Below are 18,543 nucleotides of genomic sequence, written 5' to 3'. Positions count from 1 at the left end.
CAGTGACCTCCTATCGCCGGCTACGCTCACTCAATGCCGACCTCTACGCCATTGTCCGACTCCGGGCTCTTGTCGGCAACGCTGCAAGACGGGCCGGCGAAGATTAGGACGTTGGACCTGTTCGCCGGTGCCGGCGGGTTGTCCGAGGGACTGAACACCACCGCCGGCAGTCGGTTCGAGACCGTGCGGGCCGTGGAGTGGGAGCCTGCTGCTGCTGCCACCTACACAGTCAATCACGGTGGACAGCTCAGCGGACGAAAGGTGGAAGGCGGACCTGCATACGCGGGTGCGATAGAGAGCTGGCTCGCGGAGGACAAAGTCCCGGACGTCGATGTGGTCATCGGAGGACCGCCGTGCCAAGGTTTCTCGACACTCAACCGCGCCGGCGTCGGAGCGCACCGGAATGAACTCTGGCGCCTGTATGCGCAGACCGTTGAGAAAGCCACGCCGAAATACTTCGTGTTGGAGAATGTTCCAGCCTTTCTCAAGTCTGATCAGTGGATCGTCTTTCAAACAGAGTTGCAGGAGGGGATGCTCAAGGACTATTCGATCGACGTCGACATCCTCAACGCTGCGGACTACGGAGCAGTTCAGGCGCGTAAGCGGGTGATCGTAATTGGGCACCACAAGGATCTTCCGGCTCCGGGACTACCTAACGCGACGCATTCCGGTCGCCACCGAACCCTTGCGGAGGCGCTCGCTACTGTGCCTATCACAGTCGATCGAATCGGAATTCCATCAGGAACCATCGAATATTTGGGAGATGAATTTCCGGGCGTATTCACAACGCGCGAGCTCCATTTCGGGCGTACCTATAGGAAGCTGTCCCTTGACAGGTTCAAGGCGATATCTCCGAACGGTGGAAGTCGGTGGGAGCTTCCCGACCATCTCAAAGCGCCCTGCTGGCTCAAGCATAACAGGGGGAGTGGTGACGTAATGGGGCGGCTGACGTGGGAAAAGCCGTCTGTCACGATCCGCACCGAATTCTTCAAGCCAGAAAAGGGCCGCTACATCCATCCGGAGGAGGACCGCGTCATCACGCACTACGAGGCCGCGCTCATTCAAGGCTTCCCGGAGGACTATTGTTGGGTGGGGACGCGCGAAGAGATCGCCCGCCAAATCGGCAACGCAGTACCGATCCCACTCGGGGCGGCCATAGGACGTTCACTCATCGATGCGTTCGACGGTACACACGATAGTTCTGTGAAAGCTTCCATGTAAAGAGTGTGGGCGCAGCATGATTCTTCCGAGGTAATGAAGCGGGGAATCATGCGTCGTTGAGAATAGTGCGTAGCGCCAGTTACGCGGCTCTTGTGATGTAGATGTGGGTGGGTTCCCCGTGGCGTGACAGGTGCAACGCCTTGTGTCAGTTAGGGTTTGTTTTGCGAAGGCTAAACCCGCGTAGCATCGCGGCTGCTTCGGGTTGGGTGCAAGGGCAGTGGTGGGCTTCGCCGTAGCGATCTGATCTGATCCTGGGTTAGGTGGGCTAACTTGCCGCTCTGATCGGAGGCTCCCGATGACTGCCGACGCCGACAATCCGCAGGTCTTCGCAGGTCTGGAGTATCAGCGGGTGGGGGCGGTCGGTGGGTTGCCGGTGGTGGTCCATCACGGGCTGGTGGCCGGGTCGGCGACCGCGCCGCGGGCTACGGAGGCTGCGGCGGCGCGGGGGATCGAGCTGATCGGGGTGGCGCGGCCGGGGTATGGGTCGTCGGCGCCCGCCGGTATGGAGAGTGTTGCCGACTGGCATCGGCTGGTGACGCCGTTGCTCGACGAGTTGGGGGTCGGGCGGTACGGGGTGTGGGGAGTGTCGGCCGGGGCGCCGTACTCGTACGCGCTGGCTGCGCTGGATCCGGGGCGGGTCACCGGTGTCGCTATCACCAGTGGGATCGGGTTGGTGAATGATCCGGCCGTCGTTGCCGAGTACGGGGAGGAATCTCGGCGGGCGTTCGAGTTCTTTCGTACCTCCGGGCTTGATGCGGTTCGGGAGTTCTGGAACAACTCGTTGAAGCAGTCGTTGGAGACCGCGCCGGCGGACAGTCCGTTCATACCCGGTGTGATCGCGTCGCTCGCCAACGACGGGTACGGGCCCGGTCGGGAAGCGTGGTTGCAGCAGCGGCCCTGGGGGTTCGACTTCGCCGCTATCGTGGCGCCCGTCCGTATGTGGCATGCGGTCGACGATGACATGGTTCCGTTCGCCACCGCGCAGATGATCAGTCGGTTGGTGCCCGATGTCGTGTTCGAGGCGGTGGCGGGGGAGTCGCATATTCCTACTGATGCGACTGTGGTTGCGGCGCTGGAGTTTCTGCGTTCTCGGGGGTGAGTGCGGCGGTCTGCGGTTGCGTCACCCTCATACATTGAAAGAACATCGAAATGTTTTATGAGACAACAGAACCCGCGATCTGGGAGCTGATGTACTTCGGTAATGACGCCCACGATCAGCACTCAGGATAGGTGCCCGGGCAAACGCCGGGATCGTCCCCTGGCACCGTCAGGTGGCTATGCAGGCCAGCCTGGTGTTGATTTTCGGACATTGAATGGGAAGGGTCTCGGAAGGCTTTCGCACCGCTTCTGTCGCTCCTTGCTGGGGGATAGCAGCTCGATCAGTTTCCAGTCGCCGAATATCTTGGAGCGAGGAGTCGAACGAGGCCCTGCCTGATGGGAAACGGGTAGCCGGCCGCTGCGTTCGTAGGTGAATGAAAATTCATACCCTTGATTCTCTAGCGGATCGGTCGTCATGCATACCACGGCCACTCCAACAGGTCTCGATGCCGGCTCCGATCGCTCTTCAAGTGACGAGAGATCAGTATAAGGTGCCGGCCATAGGTAGCTGACAAAAGGCTCGCTGTAGAAGGGGCCATAGTTCAAGCTGATTGTTAGAGATTCCCCATATGCGGTGCTGAAACCGGGAAAGTTGCCCTTCTTGCCGATTCTGACACTTAGGAGCCAGGACTCGAGGAAGCCCCGGATGAAAGTTCCATCTGAACTTGTCAAATCCAATGCTGGATTCTCGATCCACACCATCGGATAGTCGTCCGCCGTCCTCTGTGTCCGCGGGTCCGTAGCGTCATAGGGAGGTGCTTCATTGCTGCATCCGGGTGCCGCTGCTAGCACGACCACGGCTGCTGCCAGGTAATTTGCTGCTCTCGCCAGAGATCTGTGACGAATTTGACTGGTCCTCATTTCACACCATCCGCGCCGTGCGACTCCGTTGCCTTCACGCCTTTGTCGTATCCTTGCAACCAGTCTGACAGCTCGGGACCACCTCTTTTCTCCATCTCGGAGGCTGCTCTGTCGAAATCATTCTCAAGGCGCTGGTTGGAATGAATCTTCTCCCAGCTCAGTCCATCCTGATCAAACAAGTTGGGATGCTCACGGCGCACCCACTCGTTCCCGGGCTTCTCAGAATATCCTTTCAGGATGGAGTAATTGTGTGCGGACGGGTCATTCAGGGAACGAATTTTATCTGGGTTGGTATGGTCGTTGGTGGCGTCCGCTTGGGTCGGCTCCTTGCCGATTACCCAATCTGTCACGGGTTGTTGGAGGGCCGGTTCAAAGATCGCAGTTTGGGGAAACAGCCAGCCAACGTCTTTGATCGCCAGGTAGGTCAACTTCTTCCGTTCGTACACGCTCTTCTGCTCATCGGATATCACTTCGACCGCTTGTTTGCTGCCCTCCGTCATCGCCTGGTTCAGCATCCCCGACCGGGTCGCCAACGGTGCGTCGGGGTCGGCGCCGTAATGGTAGGCCATCAGGTTCTGCCACTTGGCAGCTTCGGTGTTCATGGTGGCCGCCGCCTCCGGATCTGTGTTCAGAGACTGGAACACACGCTTGAGTTGATCCGTGCTCAGGTCGTCGACACCTCGATCGGGAATGCCTGCCAAGCCTTCTGCGCCGACGTAACTGCCCAGGTAGGGATGGACAGCGTTCGCGAAGATCTGGGCAAGCCCGGGGGTGTTGATACCCAGTTTCTTATTGGTGTCGAGGTACTCCTCGGAGCCGAGGTAGTTGCCCAGAGAGGTGGCCGCGTCGCGGGTGAGTTCCTTCGCGAATGGCGTTGTGGCGCCCGCGTCGTCACCTATCCAGCTGAACATTTTTTCCAGGCCGGCAGTCCGTGTACCCCAGCGATGCTGTGTCAAACCTTCCAGGTGGTCGTTTGCCACGTACCGGCCGCCGTTGTCGCAGGTGACGTTCATGTCCTTACCGGTGATGAAGTCTCGGGCGGCTATCTTATCTTGACCCGCGATCTCCAATGTGTGCGACATGAGGTTGTTGAGTTCGTCCGGCTCCAACCGCAGGCCATTGCCCATCGCCCTGCCGGTCTGGCTTGTTGCCCTGCTGATTTCGGAGATCTGTTTGGCCATACCACGGTTGATATCCGAACCCTGCAGATTCGGACTACCCGCGGCTATGAAAGTGGTCAGGTCCCGAACCTCGTCCAACCGGTCAATCACGGTGTACTCATGAGATATTCCGTCCTTGTCGGGAAACATGCCTCCGGTGGAGGTGGTCAGGTCCGATGTCAGCAGGCTGCGGATACCGTCGGGGACCTGAGCCACACCACCCTGGTCGCCCGACTCCGTTCGCAGGCCGGGACAACCGATCAGTTCGACCGCGCTCGCCAGATTGGTCCGGGTTCTGGGCGTTTGTCCGTCGCTGAGCGCGAGGATCTCCTTCATTGTCAGTCCGTCGAGGTCGCGGCTGATCTCGCGGAGGAAGTCGAAGTGACCCTGCGGGATAGTGGTTGGCCGGCCGAGACTCAGATCGGTCGTCGTCTCGAAGTTGAGATGGGTGGTCGCAACGTTGAGGATCTTTTGTTCCCACTCGGTCAGGGTTTCGCCTGCGGCGAGCTCGTCGCCGATCCGATCGCCGATACCACCCCCGATCGCCGATGACACGGGCGTCAGCCGCTCCAACGCTTCACTGTGTTTGAGAACTGCTGCTGCGAAGTCGGTGTCCTGGTCGCTGAATGTCTGTGCCAGTTGCTGCAGCAGCACGGTTTCCGTCTTGGCGATCTCGGCGCGCTGCTCTCGCAACGCCGTGTCCTCCGTGGACTCGTCCGTGGCGTCGGCGGATGCGTAATCGAACTTGTCGATGACCACCCAGTCGTCGTTGACATCGAACTTCTGAAGCTGACAACTGACTACACGAAGCTTCAACGAATTCGATGTGTCCGACAGCCACGATAGGCCCGACGATACCGACTCACTCATATCCTCTAGTTCGATTGCAGCGCGCCGAAACTCGTGGTACTCGTCTTCTGCCCGAAGCTCCGCCGCGTTGGCTCCGTCGCCATCCCAGGCCAGTTCGGTGATCGCGTCTCTGACACGCACACCATCGGACTTGATCTGTCGACCGAGGGCGGTGATCCGTTCCGAGGCTGTCGCCAACTTTTCCAGCTGGAAGCCGTTTATCTGAGATCGCGTTGGTACGGTCACCGGTGTCGGCCCTTCGGCGCCGCCCATGATCCGTTGAAATCACCCAGTGCTGCTACGCGTTTCGATGCTTGATCATCGGTTCCGGAGTAGGTGTCGGCGGCTGTCGTCAGAACAGAGACCCAGGCGCTCAGGCGTCCGCCCACCACGTTGTATGCCGTTTCACACGAATCGGCCGCAGTCTGCAGCGCAGATGCGGTCTCCGTCCCCGAAATCCCCGAAGCTCCATCTCGAACCGCGCCTGCACCACCGTGGTTCGGGTCCGAACCCGGTGTACTCATCGTGGGCACCGACCCCGCCGTCGGCGAATCGCCGATCAGCTTTGCCGCCGTGCGCAGTGACGACGGATCAACTCGTGTCATCAGAACCCCCTCGATATCCGGAACCCGAACCGGAATGACCCACAACGAGTAGCACACCGGATCCGCCGGAAGAAACCTCCGAGGTTGATCAGCTGTGGATAGGGTTCGACGCTATCGCCACACGATGTCGACGGTGCCCAGTGGGGAGATCGACTTGGCGCCCAGCCAGACTGGGGTGGTTGGTGGTTGGGTCAGGTAGAGGCCGTGGGCGGCGGACCGGACCCTGTCGAATTGGCTTGGCCAGTTGATGGATTCGGCGAGATCGTCGAGAGTGGTGCGGCCGCGGTCCAGGGCCCGGGTCACCAGGTCGGTGGCGGGGAGGATATCGGACTTGCTGGAATTGCAGGCTGGACAGGAGAGTACGAGGTTCGTGAGGCCGTCGATACCCACCCGGGACCAGGGGAGGACGTGGTCCACGTGGCGGCCGGACCTGAGTGTGGTGTCGCAGTAGAAGCAGGCGTTGCCGAAGGTGTCGGCCAGGGCGATACCGGGGCGGGTCAGGGAGATCCGGTCGGAACCGAACAGGTGGTGGGCCAGGTCGGGGCCGTCGTCGAGGAGGTTCTTGTTCATGCGTCGGACGTCCTCGACCCAGGCGAGTTGGAAGGCCGGCTTCACCAGCGGGGCGAGGCGGGCGAGGGTGTGGCAGACGCCGGGGAACAGTTCGATGCTGTTGCCGTGGGCGTCGATAACGCGAGTTGAGTCGGTGCCCAGCCAGCTGTCGTCGTAGAGGAAGCAGTCGTAGGAGCCGCTGCCGACGCGTTGCAGGAGCTTGAGCGGGTAGCGGACCAGGTTCTTCTTGATTGTCAGCCGTGCGTCGGCGTAGACATCCGGGGCGAGGAGGGCTGCGGTGTCCAGGGGGACCTCGCGGGAACGGGGCGATGTGACGGCCTCGCGCAGGCGGGTGATCTGGGTGAAGACGACACCGCGGCCGTCGTTGGACTGGCGCAGGTCGTGGCCGTCGAGGGGGCGGAGCTGGCGCCAGTAGCCTTCCATCACGCGATCGGCGAGGGTGTCGAGGTTGATGGACACCGGGGCGTCCGGATCCTCGGGGACGTTCTCGACGGCGAGGTCGAGGAGAGCGACCATCACCGCGAGTTTGTAGGTGGCCACGCGCTGGCCGCCCTCCAGGACCGCCACCAGGCGTTGGCCCAGGGTGAGGGGGTCGTCGCTGGGTGGTGGCATGGGAGGAGTGTAGGCGGTCGGGGTGTGGGAGAGTGCAGGGAGACGAGAGGGAGGTCGACCGTTGCCGCAGATGTATCCCGAGACACCGCGGTTTGCCAGCAGCGCGGAGCAGCAGGTGTGGAACCTTCTGCGTGACCAGCTGCTCGACGAGGATGTGATGATCTTCGGGCAGCGGGTCACCGACCATCAGAAGGACCACGAGGTCGACATTCTGGTGGCGATCAACGGTGCGGGCATCGTGTGCGTCGAGGTCAAGGGCGGGGAGGTGTGGCACGACGGCGTCGACTGGTTCCAGGGGCGGACCGGAGAACCGCCGAAGGTGATCAATCCGGTCGCGCAGTCCCGCGACGCCTGCTACGCGCTGCGCGAGTATGTGGAGAACCGTCCGGAGTGGACGCTGGGCCGGTTGCGGTGGGACCACGTGGTGGCGCTGCCGCATTCGGAACTGCCCGGCAGCTTCTCGGCTCCCGACTGCCCGCGCTGGAAGGTCGTCGACCGCACCCAGCTGGCGGACCTGTTCCCACTCATCCGGAGGGTGTCGCACAAGAAGGAAGGCGACCTGCCGTTCCTCGGCCCCATCGGCATCGAGCAACTCACCTCGATCCTCAACGGCCGCAGCCTGTCTCAACGGGATGTGGTGGCGCAGGCAATGGAGAACGAGTCGGCGGCCGAACTGCTCACCCAGCAGCAGAGCGTGCTGCTCGGCGCGATCGGATTACTCAACCGGGTCGAGATCCGGGGCGGCGCCGGCAGCGGCAAGACGTACTTGGCGGTGGAGCAGTCGCGCCGGCTCACCAAGGCCGGCAAGCGGGTCGCGCTCATCTGCTATTCGCATGGCCTCGCGTCGTACCTGACCCGGCTCACCGGTACCTGGAAATACAAGGAGCGTCCCGCCTACGTCGGTGAGTTTCATCGGCTGGGTGTCGGGTGGGGTGCCGCCGAAGGTCCCGATGAAAATCTCAGATCTGATGAATCACAACACTTTTGGGAACATGAACTGCCCGCGCAGATGGCTGAACTCGCCGAACAGCTCGACTGGGGACGCCGGTTCGACGCCGTCGTGATCGATGAGGCGCAGGACTTCGCCGACGACTGGTGGCGGCCCGTCCTCGCCTGCCTGCGTGACCCCGACGAAGGCGGTGTCTACGTCTTCAGTGACGAGGCGCAACGCGTGTTCGACCGGCACGGCGACCCGCCGGTCGACCTCGTGCCGCTGGTGCTGGACCAGAACATGCGCAACACCCGGCAGATCGCCACCACCTTCAGCCCCCTTGTGGGACAACGGATGCAGCTCAAAGGCGGCGACGGACCCGAGGTGCGGTTCCTCCCGTGCAGCCCCGCCGAGGCACTAGAGCGCGCGGACGACGAGGTGGACACGCTGATGGACGAGGGCTGGCGGCCCGAGGACATCGCGCTGCTCACCACCGGCAGCCGGCACTACGAACAGGTGGCCCGGCAGCAAGAGGGGCCGACCGCGTACTGGGGCACCTTCTGGGACGACGAGCAGGTGTTCTACGGGCACGTCCTCGGCTTCAAAGGACTCGAACGTCGCGTCGTCGTGCTCGCCCTCAATGAGACCAAACCGCGAGATCGTTCCAAAGAGCGCCTGTACGTGGGGCTTTCACGGGCCCGCGACCAGCTCGTGGTGTGCGGTGATCCCGAGTTCGTCCGCGAGGTCGGCGGACCCGACGTCGCGAAGCGGCTCGGCCTGTAGCCGCCGCCCGTGGGCGCCCCTACTTGCGGGCGCGCCGAGGGCGTGTGGTGGTGGCCTCGGCAACCGCCTCCGAGCTCCACTGGATGTCGGCGGGGGCGGTCGCGCCGGCGGCATACCCCTCGGCCGTGGTGCGCCAGCCGGTCACCCGGCGCAGCAGCGCCCCGTAGGTGCCGAGGTCCGCGGCGCTCCACAGGTGCTTGGACACGTCGTCGACGCATGCCTTCTGTTCGGCGGGTGACAGGAGTGCGAACCAGGGGTACAGGGAGTCGAAGGCCGTGGTCAGGTTGCCGTCGGAGCGCAGCGTGGCGCGTAGCAGTCCGGAGGCCGCCGCGATTCCCCGTTCCTGCTGGTCGAGGTCGTCGGCGCGCATGAGGATGAGGTCGTCGGCGTCGCGGCGGGTGATGTGGACGGGGCCGTCGTCGGTCTTGGCGACGACGTCACGGGGGCGGCGCAGGAGTTCGGTGAAGGTTTCGGTGGCGACCATACGAACATATTAGCGGTCTGATAAACACTTGATCAACCCTTGGGGTCGAACGGGTATTCGACCGGGGTTCAGTGTCTCACAGCTCGCGAATGGTCTGGTACAGGCACTCCAGGCGGGCGAGGGTCTCCTGCTGCACCTCGATGATCGATTCGAGCTCGTCGAGAACCTGGGCCTTGGTGTCGCCGTCCCGTGTCAGGGAGTCCCCGTCGTCGACGAGGGTGACCAGTCGCAGGAAATGCGAGGCGGGACCCACGGCCGCGGCCTCGCCTGTGAATGTGGTTTCAGTACTGGGCGTTTCGGTAGAACTTCGCATCGCTTCGGCCAGGACGGGGTCGCCGAGATGGGAGACGGGTGGGTACGAACGTACAGAACTGCCGGACTGCACCGGGCTGTCCGTGGAGCTATTAGGCGCGGACATGCGACTCCCTTCGAAAGGTCAACCTCCTGCGGTAGAGCCGGTGTTACGAGGCTCCCCAATGGCTCGATTTTTACAGACTAGACCGCGTTTCGTTTAATTCGGGGGTGAATCGCAGGAATACGGTGAATATCTCTCTCCGTGATGTATCAGTTAGCAGAAATTAGACCGATGATTGGCTCGATCAGAGGATTGACGGCCGGTGAGGGGCTGCGGTGCAGCGGGCCTACCTGCGACTTTGAGTTCATCAGCATGGATAACTTACGCTGCGGTAAGAATGCATGAACGTTGCGCAATTCGTTGCAACCTGGTCTGTAATTATGCATTCCCACCAATTCTGGGGGCTTCACTATTTGCCAGAATAAAGCGAGGAATCTAATTCACGAAGGATCATTCAACACCATGAATGTGGCTTTTGGAGTATGCGCAGAATGTGGCACGCTACCGCCGCCAGCTCAGCAGCTCCAGGCAGGCCGCGAGATCGACCATGCAGGTGTCGAGCGGGCGCGGCAGGAGCGCCTCGGCCCGGGCGATTCTGCGGACCACCGTGTTGCGGTGCGTAAACATGGCTTCGGCGGTATGGGACATGTTGCACTGCAATCGGATCCAGGTCCGCAGGGTGTCGACGAGCTCGGTGTCCGCGTCCCGGAGGTCGCCCAGGGTGTCGGTCAGGTAGGCCTGCGCCGCGGCCGGATCGCCGATGAGCATCGCGACGAGCCGTACCTCGTCGTACCGTGCGAAGCGCCGGTCCCCGGATGCGGCGTCAGCCATCAGGCGTTGCGTGGCCGTGGCCTGGAAGTGGCTCTCGCGGAAGCCGTCGACGCCGGGTGCGCTCCTGCCCGCGGCGATCCGGACGCCCGGGCGGCCGTCGAGCGCGGGTGGTGCGAACGGCTCCGGCGCGGCCGGGAGCCACATCCACCACGACGACGCGCTGGCCATCATCGCCAGCGGCCGGTCCCGGCCGCAGCCGCGGGTGATGTCGTCGATCACCGATTCGAGGTCGGCGGAGTTGCCGGGTGCGGTGCTCCACACCACGAGGGCCAGGTGCCGCTGCCCGGACAGCCGGTAACCGAGCTGTGCCTCGGCCCGCTGCACCGGTATCGGCGCACCTTCGAGCACGAGGGCGATGGCCTCGCCGCGCCGGCTCGCGATGTCGCGGGCCCGTTCGGCGCGTTCGGCCCGCATCAGTGTGTTCATCGCGTCGACGGTGTCCTCGATGAACGCGGAGATCGACAGTGAGCTCACGTCGAGGAGCTCGCGCAGGTCGTCGACGTCGCCGGTGAGGCCGAAGCAGATATCCATCCACAGCCGCCACGCGACGCCGTGCGCCGTGCGGAAAGCGTCGAGCGAGGTCTCGTCGAGTCCGCGGCGCACCAGGTCGCGGACCGCTCCGGTGATCTCCGCGGACAGGTGGACGGGAACGGGCTCGCCGGGACGGGCGAGATTGGATCCGACCCAGTTCATGGTGTTGGTCCAGTTGATGTGCCGGATGCCGTCGGCAAGCAGCGGGTCGGCGGCCACCTCGGCCATCCGTTCGCCGCCGAGCGCGGCGGTCTGCAGCGTTTCGATCCATTCGGGGTCGGGATTGATGGCCTGCTCCGAGGCTCGGCGAATCAGTTCGCGGACCTGCGGTGACGGTAGTGGCCAGGACTCCTGCATGTGTGCAGTATGCACCTCTGGCCCTGTGATCAGGGTGCGAAATGGCCCTGTGATCGGAGTCCCGACTCGCCGACACTGGTATCAGTCGCCGGGATCACCGGCACCAGGGGAGTGAGGAACAACCATGTCGCAGCCAGACACCGTCGACGTTCTGATCATCGGCGCCGGAATCTCCGGGATCGGCGCCGCAGCGCAGCTGACCAGGAAGTTGCCGGGTAAGTCGTTCACCATCATCGAATCGCGGGAGAGCGCCGGCGGCACGTGGGATCTGTTCCGGTATCCGGGCATCCGGTCCGACAGTGACCTGCTGACCTTCGCCTACGACTTCAAGCCGTGGCGCGACACCCAGGCCATCGCCGACGCCGACCGCATCCTGGCCTACCTGCACGAGACCGTCGACGAGTACGGTTTCGCCGACCGTATCCGGTACGGGCAGCGAGTCGTCGCCGCGAACTGGTCGTCGGAAAGCTGCCGCTGGCTCGTCGAGATCGAGCGCATCGACACCGGTGAGCGCAGCACGGTCGCGGCGTCGTGGGTGTTCTCCGGGGCGGGCTACTACAAGTACAGCGCGGGTCACCGGCCCGAGTTCCCCGGCGAGGAACGCTTCACCGGCACCATCGTGCATCCGCAGCAGTGGCCCGCGGATCTCGACTACGCCGGTAAGCGCGTCGTGGTGATCGGCAGCGGTGCCACCGCGGTCACCCTGGTGCCGTCGATGGCCAAGTCCGCCGCCCACGTGACGATGCTGCAGCGCACCCCCACCTATGTGGTGCCGCTCGGCCGCGAGGACACGATGGTCAACGCGCTGCGGTCGGCCTTCGGCGACAGCGTCGCCTACCGGGTGGGCCGGGCCAAGAACATCGCCCGCCAGCGCGCCCTCTACGAAGGCTGCATGCGGTTCCCCAAGACCGCCCGCCGCATCATCCGCGCGGTCAACAAGAGCCGGCTGCCCAAGGACTTCCCCGTCGACACCCACTTCAACCCGCCCTACGATCCGTGGGACCAGCGGCTGTGCGTGGTGCCCGACGGCGACCTCTACACCGCGCTGTCCGACGGCAGCGCCTCGGTGGTGACCGACCACATCGAGACGTTCACCGAGACCGGGATCAAGCTCACGAGCGGAACCGAACTGCCCGCCGACATCATCGTCACCGCGACCGGCCTCAACCTGAGCCTCCTCGACGGCATCGACCTGTCCGTCGACGGCACGCCGGTCATCCTGTCGGATTCGGTGATCTACAAGGGCGCGATGCTCAGCGGCATCCCCAACTTCGTGCTCTCGTTCGGCTACACCAACTCGTCGTGGACGCTCAAGGTGGGACTCATCTGCGACTACCTGTGCCGGCTCATCGGACATATGGACGAGCGCGGCCTCACGTCGGTGCGGCCGGTCGCCGACCCGTCGATGCCGACGCTGCCGGCCATCGACTTCGGCGCCGGGTATGTGCAGCGCGCCGCGAGCCGACTGCCGAGGCAGGGTGAGTCGGGTCCGTGGCGGATGTCGATGAGCTACTACCACGACCGCCGGGTGCTGAAGAAGAACGCCTTCGACGATCCGGCGTTGCGGTACGGCCGTCCCGTCCCGGCGGTGTCGCAGGGGAAGGAAGCGGTGGCTCAGGCGAGCTGACCTCACTCGGTGACGCCGGTGTATGACGCGATTGTCAACACCGGCGTCACATTCCGGCAATACTCCCACTGTTTCATAGTGGATGACAGAGTTTCCTCTCGTTACTCGGTCCCCCAGGCGAAACATCCAAGGAGATTGCCATGACCATCGAAGCGACCCAGTCTGAAACGACACCGACCGAAGCGCTCCCGTTCCGGGTCACCAGCGGCGCCTACGAGAACCTGCCCAAGATGCCCGAGGAGGAGTACCCGGGCACCGACGGCTACATCGGCGACGTCTACGAGAACCCCGACGGCAGCGTGATGTGCAGCGGCTACTTCGAGCTCAACCACACCGACGCCCCGCTGTACTACGAGTACCAGTACGACGAGATGAAGATCGTGCTCGAGGGCGAGTTCCTGCTGGAGAACAAGGAAACCGGCCAGAAGATCGTCGCCAAGGCCAAGGACGCCATCTTCTTCCCGAAGGGCTCCAAGATCTACTTCAGCACCCCCGATCGGGCGCTGGCGTACTACTGCGGCCACCGCGACGCCACCCTGCTCTGATCGATGACCACCCAGCTCGAATACTCGAGTGTCCCGGAATGGGCTCGGGTACAAGATGATTCCGGTGCCGAACTGCCCGACGGCAGCGGCGCCGCCTATATTGTCGCCGGCATCGGCGGGCCGGGGACCGAACTGGCCAACCGGTGGCAGGACGCCGTCGGCCGGCCGGTTCCGGTCACCCTGATCACCGCCGACACCGCCGACGACGCGCTCGCCCCACTCGATTCGGCGCTCGCGGCGTCGACGGTGGGGGTGCGGCTGCTCGTCGCCGGGCCGGCCGGTGACTGCCTGACGGTGCGTGCGCACGCCCTGCGGGCGGGGCTGGAAGACGACGAAATCCACGTCTCGGCAACCGGGTCCGGACCGATCAAGGTGTTCTGCTCGCATTGCCGGGCCACCACCACGGCCGACGCCGGCATCGACGACGTGGTGCCGTGCGCCGGTTGCGGGCGCGGTCTGCTCGTCTACTACCACGTGTCCCGGCGGAAGGGTTCCTACCTCGGCTTCATGGTTGATGCCGAAACCGTCAGGGAGGGAACATGAGTTGGGCCGGCGGCGCCGCGACGCTCGTGGTGCGCGACATCACCGACCAATCCGGCGACATCCGTTCGTTCACCTTCGCCGCACCCGACGGCGCGCCCCTGCCCGCCTTCGTCGCCGGCAGCCACCTGGTGGTGCGGGCGGGCGAACGCACCAACGCCTACAGCCTCACCTCCGACGGCACCGCACCCACCGAATACAGCATCTCGGTGCTGCGGGTGGCCGGTGGCAACGGCGGATCGCGCTGGCTGCATGACGAACTCTCGGTCGGTGACAGTGTGGAGGTGATCATGCCCCGATCGGCGTTCGCGCCGCTCGCCGCCGCCCGCAAACACCTGCTCATCGCCGGTGGGATCGGGATCACACCGATGATCTCGCACCTGCGCGCCGCACGCCGCTGGGGGCGCACCAGCCAGGTGCTCTATGTCCACCGCGAGGTAAGTCCCGCCCACCTCGATGACCTCGCCGCACTGTCCGACGGTGCGGACTGTGAGATCGAAACCTTCACCAGCCGTGACGCATTCATCTCCCGACTGGCCACCGCACTGCGAGGTCAGCCTGTCGGCACCCACCTCTACGTCTGTGGTCCCTCCGCCATGATCGACGGCGTTGTCGAGGCGGCGGAAGTGGGGGGCTGGCCGCGCTCCCGGATCCATGCCGAGTTGTTCGGCACCGACGCCCTCGACCCGGGCGAACCGTTCGAGGTGCGGCTCGGATCGGACGGCCGTATTCTCAGTGTCTCATCGGGCGTCAGCATGCTCGAGGCGTTGGAAACCGGTGGTATCGAGGTCCGCAACCTGTGCCGCCAAGGGGTGTGCGGTGAATGCCGCATCCCGGTCACGAGCGGTACGCCGCTGCACCGAGACCACTACCTCAGTGACGAGGAAAAGCACGCGGGCGACGTGATCATGCCCTGCGTGTCCCGAGCAGCTGCCGGATGCACCCTGGAGGTTCCGCTATGACCACCGTTCTGCCGATGAGTGGGCGAATTGCGGCTTTCCCCTTTCCTTTTCCGGAGGACCGCTACCGCTACTCCACCAACGTCGAACCGGCCGCCCGCCCCAATGTGACGGCCGCCGGGCAGTGGGGCGCAGCGGTCGTCGAGATCGACGATGACTACCGCGCCGAACTCGCCGAACGCGCCGAGATCCTGGCCGCCGACCCCACCCGGCACGCCGTCCTGCCGCACATGCGGCCCGCGGCCTGGGACGCCCTGCTGACGCTGATGCGGGAGCTGGCCACCGCCTATCCCGGGCAGATGTCGCTGGAACAGCTCGGCGGCGACGAGTGGCGCTGGCGCAACGAGCTTCTCGGCGAATGCCGGGACTTCCGGTACGGTGACGAGGCGTCGCTCGGTCAGGAACCGTTGGCGTACATCACCTCCCAGGTGCAGGAAGACATCGCACTGCTCGACCAGCGCAATGATCAGCTCTACGTCGACGCCGGGGTGGTGACCTTCGCCGCCGACTGGAGTTTCGGCTTCGACGTCGGCATGAGCTTCCTGGAGATCCACGGCCCGGTGCCGCGGGTGCGCAAGGAGGGCGTGATCACCCGTGCCCACGACTTCCTGAAAAGGCTTCAGCCGCACCAGCCGTACCGGCGCACCAACTGGACCATGACCATCGGGCGTCGTCTGGACGTGTCCACCGAGCGCTACCCCGACTGGGGGCCCGACCGCGAGATGATCCGATGCGTACCCGACGACGAGTTCGGACGGCTGGTGCACCTGCGGGTGGAGGTGCAGCACCTGATCCGCCTGCCCGACTCCGGTGCGTTGATGTTCCTTATCCGCACGTACATGCTGCCGCTGGAAGAGCTGGCGACAGTGGAACCGTGGCGGGCGCGGGCAGCGAAGGTGTTCGCCGAGCTGCCCGACGACATGGCCGATTACAAGGGCATCATCAAGTACCGGGACCGGGCGGCGCAGTGGCTCGCGGCCGCGGGTGAGTCCGTTGTGCCCGAAGCTGTTGTGACCGAGCCTGTTACTCCATCACCGGGGTTGCCCGAGTGGCCGGCGATGCCGCCGGAGGTGGACGTGAGCGGGGCTTCGTTCCTGATCGTGTCGATCGGGCAGGAGCCACGAACCGCACACGCCGCACGCACCTGGGTGCGCACCGCCGAAAGCGCCGGCCCGACCCGGCTACTGGTCCTGGACTCGCTGACCACCGCGGCCGACGCCGCGTCGCTACGTCAGACGTACAACGAATTACGCACCGGCAGCAGGATTCTGGTCACCGGGTCGCAGTACAACGTGATGACGGCACTTGCCTGGGCGTACGACGCGGGGGCGATCTCCGCCGAGCTGACAGCCTTCGTCACCGACCTGAGCGATCTGCCGATGTACTGCGCGCACTGCCGCGACACCCACCGCGTCATCGGCGCACCCGGCGGCGTCGTCGAGTGCCCCGGCTGTGCGCGGCGAGTGGAGATCCACGCCCATCACGCGCCCCGGCTGGGCAGCTTCCTGGCGTCGGCGGCGGGGGAGGAGGCGTCGTCATGACCACCGCGGAAGTCTCCCCAGGACATCTGCATCCGGGGTATGCGACCGGGGCGCGTGAGATGCGGGTCATCGAGATCACCGAATTGACCGACAGTATCAAGCATTTCCGGTTCGAGGCACTCGACGGATCGGTGCTCACCCCGTTCGCGCCCGGCAGCCACATCATCATCACCACCGGAGAGGACGGTGGCCACCGCAACGCCTACTCGCTCGTCGACGACGGCATGTACCCCACCAGCTATGCCATCTCGGTGCTGCGCCGCGGCGAGGGCGGTGGCTCGGACTGGCTGCACGATCATCTCGTACCCGGGATTATCGTCGAGATCGAGGGTCCGCGTTCGATGTTCGCGCCCATCGGCGACCAGCGGCACGCGCTGCTGGTGGCCGGCGGTATCGGCGTCACGCCGGTGCTCTCGCACGCCAAAGCCCTGGTCCGTGACGGCGGCACCGCCGAGATCGTGTACTCGTACCGGCCCGGGCATGCCGCGCACCTCGATGAGCTGCGGGCGATGGCCGCAGGTTCCGGCATCGCCCTGTTCGAGGCGCAGAGTGTCGAGGACACCGTGGCCGTGCTGCGGGAACGGCTGGCGCAGCAACGATTCGGTACCCACGCCTACGCGTGTGGGCCCGGTCCGCTGCTCCAGGCCTACACCGAACTGGCCGCGCAGGCGGGCTGGCCGTCGGCGCGGGTGCATCTGGAACGCTTCACCGCCCCTGAACAGGACGCCGGTGAACCGTTCACCGCGCGCCTGGCCTCCACGGGTGCGGAGATCCAGGTTCCCGCCGGGGTGTCGCTGCTGCAGCGACTGCTCGAAAGCGGTGTGCCCGTGGCAAATCTGTGCCGGCAGGGCGTGTGCGGCGAATGCCGCATCCCGGTCCGCTCGGGTGAGATCACCCACCGCGACCTGGTGCTCAGCGATGACGAACGAGCCGCGGGCGACATCATGCTGTGCTGCGTCTCCCGCGGAACCGATATCGAGGTGGACCTGTGACCACAACCGAATTGAGCAAGGCGGCAAGGGAATACCTGGAGCAGCCGGTCGACCATCTGGCCAGCATCCCGTGGCCGTTCCCCGACGAGCTGGAACAGTTCTCCTACAGCGTCAACGTCGAGCCGGCCCGCGTCCCGCGGCCCACCCGTGGCGGCGAATGGGGCAGGCACCTGGTGGATCTCGGCGGCGCCGAGTATCCGAGCCACATGGCCGACCGTCGGCGCATCCTCGACGCCGACCCGTCGCGCACCCGGGTGCGGCCCGGCATGGAACCGGCGTGCTGGGACCTGCTGCTGTACTACCTGCGCGACCTGGCGCTGTCCTACCCCGACCTGATGCACCTCGACGAGCTGGGCTCGACCGATACCGGCAGGGCCAGATTCCATTGGCGCAACGACATTCTCGGCACCGATCAGGAGTTCACGCTCGGGGACTGGTCGTCGATACCCGGCGGGCCGCTCGACTTCCTCGCCCGCGAGGTGCCCGACGACCTGCTGCTGGTCATCGAACGCGACGGCAGGCTGTACTTCGACGCCGGCATCGTCACTTTCGCGGCCGCCTGGTCCGTCTCGTTCGACGTGGGAATGGACATGTACCAGATCCACGCTCCCGTACCGGGACTCATCCGCGACGGGGTGGTCGACCGTGCCGAGATGTTCCTACGCCGACTGCCCGCCGACCAGGTGTACCGCCGGGTCAACTGGACTTTGTCGGCCTCCGACTCGCACAAGCTCGACGTGAGCCTGGAGGAGTTGCCCGAATGGTCGTCGGACATCGACACGATGCTCGGCGAACGTGACTTCGGCCGTGCCCGGCTCAGAATTGAGCTGGAGCACTTTATCCGCCTTCCGATGTCGGGTGCGGTAACCTTCAATATCCGCACCTTCATGGCCTCGCTCGACGATGTCAAGCGGATCCCGGAGTGGGCCGATCAGCTCGCGCTGGTCATCGAAACCCTCGACGAGAGTATCGCCGCCTACAAAGGCTTTCTGCACTACCGCGACGACGTTGTCGCATTCCTGCGGGATCGCTGAACCCGCACCACGTCACAACCCCGCACCCCTGACCGACAACCCCCGTGAGGTAGCTCT

At 64.6% G+C, this 18,543-nt stretch carries 15 protein-coding genes; 10 read left to right on the top strand and 5 right to left on the bottom strand.

Features of this window, described 5'->3' with window-relative positions; genetic code table 11:
• The first annotated feature begins 33 nt into the window (after positions 1-33).
• Positions 34-1,221, top strand: a complete 1,188-nt coding sequence (locus GOAMR_RS14435) for a DNA cytosine methyltransferase (protein ID WP_005189143.1) — start codon at positions 34-36, stop codon at positions 1,219-1,221.
• Positions 1,222-1,516: 295 nt separating this feature from the next.
• The gene (locus GOAMR_RS14430) at positions 1,517-2,320 is read left to right on the top strand and encodes an alpha/beta fold hydrolase (RefSeq protein WP_005189141.1); all 804 of its coding nucleotides are present in this window, start codon (positions 1,517-1,519) and stop codon (positions 2,318-2,320) included.
• An 856-nt stretch (positions 2,321-3,176) separates the two neighbouring features.
• On the opposite strand, the gene GOAMR_RS14425 is transcribed toward GOAMR_RS14430, so the two are convergent.
• Together GOAMR_RS14425 and GOAMR_RS14420 are read right to left on the bottom strand one after the other, a co-directional pair.
• Positions 3,177-5,462 (bottom strand): TPR repeat domain-containing protein, encoded by a 2,286-nt coding sequence (locus tag GOAMR_RS14425; RefSeq protein WP_005189140.1) that lies wholly within the window; start codon positions 5,460-5,462, stop codon positions 3,177-3,179.
• A 443-nt stretch (positions 5,463-5,905) separates the two neighbouring features.
• Entirely contained in the window at positions 5,906-6,976 is a 1,071-nt protein-coding gene (locus tag GOAMR_RS14420; protein WP_005189137.1) for an HNH endonuclease, read from the bottom strand.
• A gap of 61 nt (positions 6,977-7,037) precedes the next feature.
• Here GOAMR_RS14420 and GOAMR_RS14415 point away from each other — a divergent pair, with 61 nt between their 5' ends.
• Positions 7,038-8,690 (top strand): nuclease-related domain-containing DEAD/DEAH box helicase, encoded by a 1,653-nt coding sequence (locus GOAMR_RS14415; protein ID WP_005189135.1) that lies wholly within the window; start codon positions 7,038-7,040, stop codon positions 8,688-8,690.
• Positions 8,691-8,709: 19 nt separating this feature from the next.
• On the opposite strand, the gene GOAMR_RS14410 is transcribed toward GOAMR_RS14415, so the two are convergent.
• The 3 genes from GOAMR_RS14410 to GOAMR_RS14405 form a co-directional block, all read right to left on the bottom strand.
• Complete coding sequence (locus tag GOAMR_RS14410; protein ID WP_005189134.1) at positions 8,710-9,174, bottom strand: hypothetical protein; 465 nt, start codon at positions 9,172-9,174, stop codon at positions 8,710-8,712.
• Positions 9,175-9,250: 76 nt separating this feature from the next.
• Positions 9,251-9,592, bottom strand: coding sequence for a hypothetical protein (locus tag GOAMR_RS24845; protein WP_005189131.1), 342 nt, complete (start codon positions 9,590-9,592; stop codon positions 9,251-9,253).
• 438 nt (positions 9,593-10,030) lie between these two features.
• Positions 10,031-11,248, bottom strand: coding sequence for a PucR family transcriptional regulator (locus GOAMR_RS14405; protein WP_005189128.1), 1,218 nt, complete (start codon positions 11,246-11,248; stop codon positions 10,031-10,033).
• A gap of 124 nt (positions 11,249-11,372) precedes the next feature.
• On the opposite strand from GOAMR_RS14405, the gene GOAMR_RS14400 reads away from it, so the two are divergent.
• The 7 genes from GOAMR_RS14400 to GOAMR_RS14370 all read left to right on the top strand — a co-directional run bounded on the left by GOAMR_RS14400 (position 11,373) and on the right by GOAMR_RS14370 (position 18,486).
• Positions 11,373-12,875 carry a flavin-containing monooxygenase gene (locus GOAMR_RS14400; RefSeq protein ID WP_005189126.1) on the top strand — a complete coding sequence of 501 codons (1,503 nt, stop codon included), beginning with the start codon at positions 11,373-11,375 and terminating at the stop codon, positions 12,873-12,875.
• A 140-nt stretch (positions 12,876-13,015) separates the two neighbouring features.
• Positions 13,016-13,420 (top strand): cupin domain-containing protein, encoded by a 405-nt coding sequence (locus GOAMR_RS14395; RefSeq protein WP_005189124.1) that lies wholly within the window; start codon positions 13,016-13,018, stop codon positions 13,418-13,420.
• A 3-nt stretch (positions 13,421-13,423) separates the two neighbouring features.
• Positions 13,424-13,963: a dimethylamine monooxygenase subunit DmmA family protein gene (locus tag GOAMR_RS14390; protein ID WP_005189123.1), complete on the top strand. Its 540-nt coding sequence runs from the start codon at positions 13,424-13,426 to the stop codon at positions 13,961-13,963.
• Positions 13,960-14,922 (top strand): PDR/VanB family oxidoreductase, encoded by a 963-nt coding sequence (locus GOAMR_RS14385; protein ID WP_005189120.1) that lies wholly within the window; start codon positions 13,960-13,962, stop codon positions 14,920-14,922. The genes GOAMR_RS14390 and GOAMR_RS14385 overlap by 4 nt, the downstream gene beginning before the upstream one ends.
• A complete protein-coding gene (locus GOAMR_RS14380; RefSeq protein ID WP_005189118.1) occupies positions 14,919-16,460 on the top strand; it encodes a heme-dependent oxidative N-demethylase family protein in 1,542 nt (513 codons plus the stop codon). The genes GOAMR_RS14385 and GOAMR_RS14380 overlap by 4 nt, the downstream gene beginning before the upstream one ends.
• Positions 16,457-17,452 (top strand): PDR/VanB family oxidoreductase, encoded by a 996-nt coding sequence (locus tag GOAMR_RS14375; protein WP_005189115.1) that lies wholly within the window; start codon positions 16,457-16,459, stop codon positions 17,450-17,452. Before GOAMR_RS14380 ends, GOAMR_RS14375 begins: the two co-directional genes overlap by 4 nt.
• Positions 17,449-18,486 carry a heme-dependent oxidative N-demethylase family protein gene (locus tag GOAMR_RS14370; RefSeq protein WP_005189114.1) on the top strand — a complete coding sequence of 346 codons (1,038 nt, stop codon included), beginning with the start codon at positions 17,449-17,451 and terminating at the stop codon, positions 18,484-18,486. The genes GOAMR_RS14375 and GOAMR_RS14370 overlap by 4 nt, the downstream gene beginning before the upstream one ends.
• The last annotated feature ends 57 nt before the right edge of the window (positions 18,487-18,543 follow it).

The sequence above is a fragment of the Gordonia amarae NBRC 15530 genome, assembly GCF_000241345.1.
Lineage (GTDB): Bacteria > Actinomycetota > Actinomycetes > Mycobacteriales > Mycobacteriaceae > Gordonia > Gordonia amarae.
This window is presented reverse-complemented; position numbering and strand designations above follow the sequence as displayed.

Bases quoted from the DNA above. Each gene is read 5' to 3' on its own strand.
- GOAMR_RS14435 (WP_005189143.1), top strand. From the start codon at position 34: ATGCCGACCTCTACGCCATTGTCCGACTCCGGGCTCTTGTCGGCAACG.
- GOAMR_RS14430 (WP_005189141.1), top strand. From the start codon at position 1,517: ATGACTGCCGACGCCGACAATCCGCAGGTCTTCGCAGGTCTGGAGTAT.
- GOAMR_RS14425 (WP_005189140.1), bottom strand. From the start codon at position 5,462: ATGGGCGGCGCCGAAGGGCCGACACCGGTGACCGTACCAACGCGATCT.
- GOAMR_RS14420 (WP_005189137.1), bottom strand. From the start codon at position 6,976: ATGCCACCACCCAGCGACGACCCCCTCACCCTGGGCCAACGCCTGGTG.
- GOAMR_RS14410 (WP_005189134.1), bottom strand. From the start codon at position 9,174: ATGGTCGCCACCGAAACCTTCACCGAACTCCTGCGCCGCCCCCGTGAC.
- GOAMR_RS24845 (WP_005189131.1), bottom strand. From the start codon at position 9,592: ATGTCCGCGCCTAATAGCTCCACGGACAGCCCGGTGCAGTCCGGCAGT.
- GOAMR_RS14405 (WP_005189128.1), bottom strand. From the start codon at position 11,248: ATGCAGGAGTCCTGGCCACTACCGTCACCGCAGGTCCGCGAACTGATT.
- GOAMR_RS14400 (WP_005189126.1), top strand. From the start codon at position 11,373: ATGTCGCAGCCAGACACCGTCGACGTTCTGATCATCGGCGCCGGAATC.
- GOAMR_RS14395 (WP_005189124.1), top strand. From the start codon at position 13,016: ATGACCATCGAAGCGACCCAGTCTGAAACGACACCGACCGAAGCGCTC.
- GOAMR_RS14390 (WP_005189123.1), top strand. From the start codon at position 13,424: ATGACCACCCAGCTCGAATACTCGAGTGTCCCGGAATGGGCTCGGGTA.
- GOAMR_RS14385 (WP_005189120.1), top strand. From the start codon at position 13,960: ATGAGTTGGGCCGGCGGCGCCGCGACGCTCGTGGTGCGCGACATCACC.
- GOAMR_RS14380 (WP_005189118.1), top strand. From the start codon at position 14,919: ATGACCACCGTTCTGCCGATGAGTGGGCGAATTGCGGCTTTCCCCTTT.
- GOAMR_RS14375 (WP_005189115.1), top strand. From the start codon at position 16,457: ATGACCACCGCGGAAGTCTCCCCAGGACATCTGCATCCGGGGTATGCG.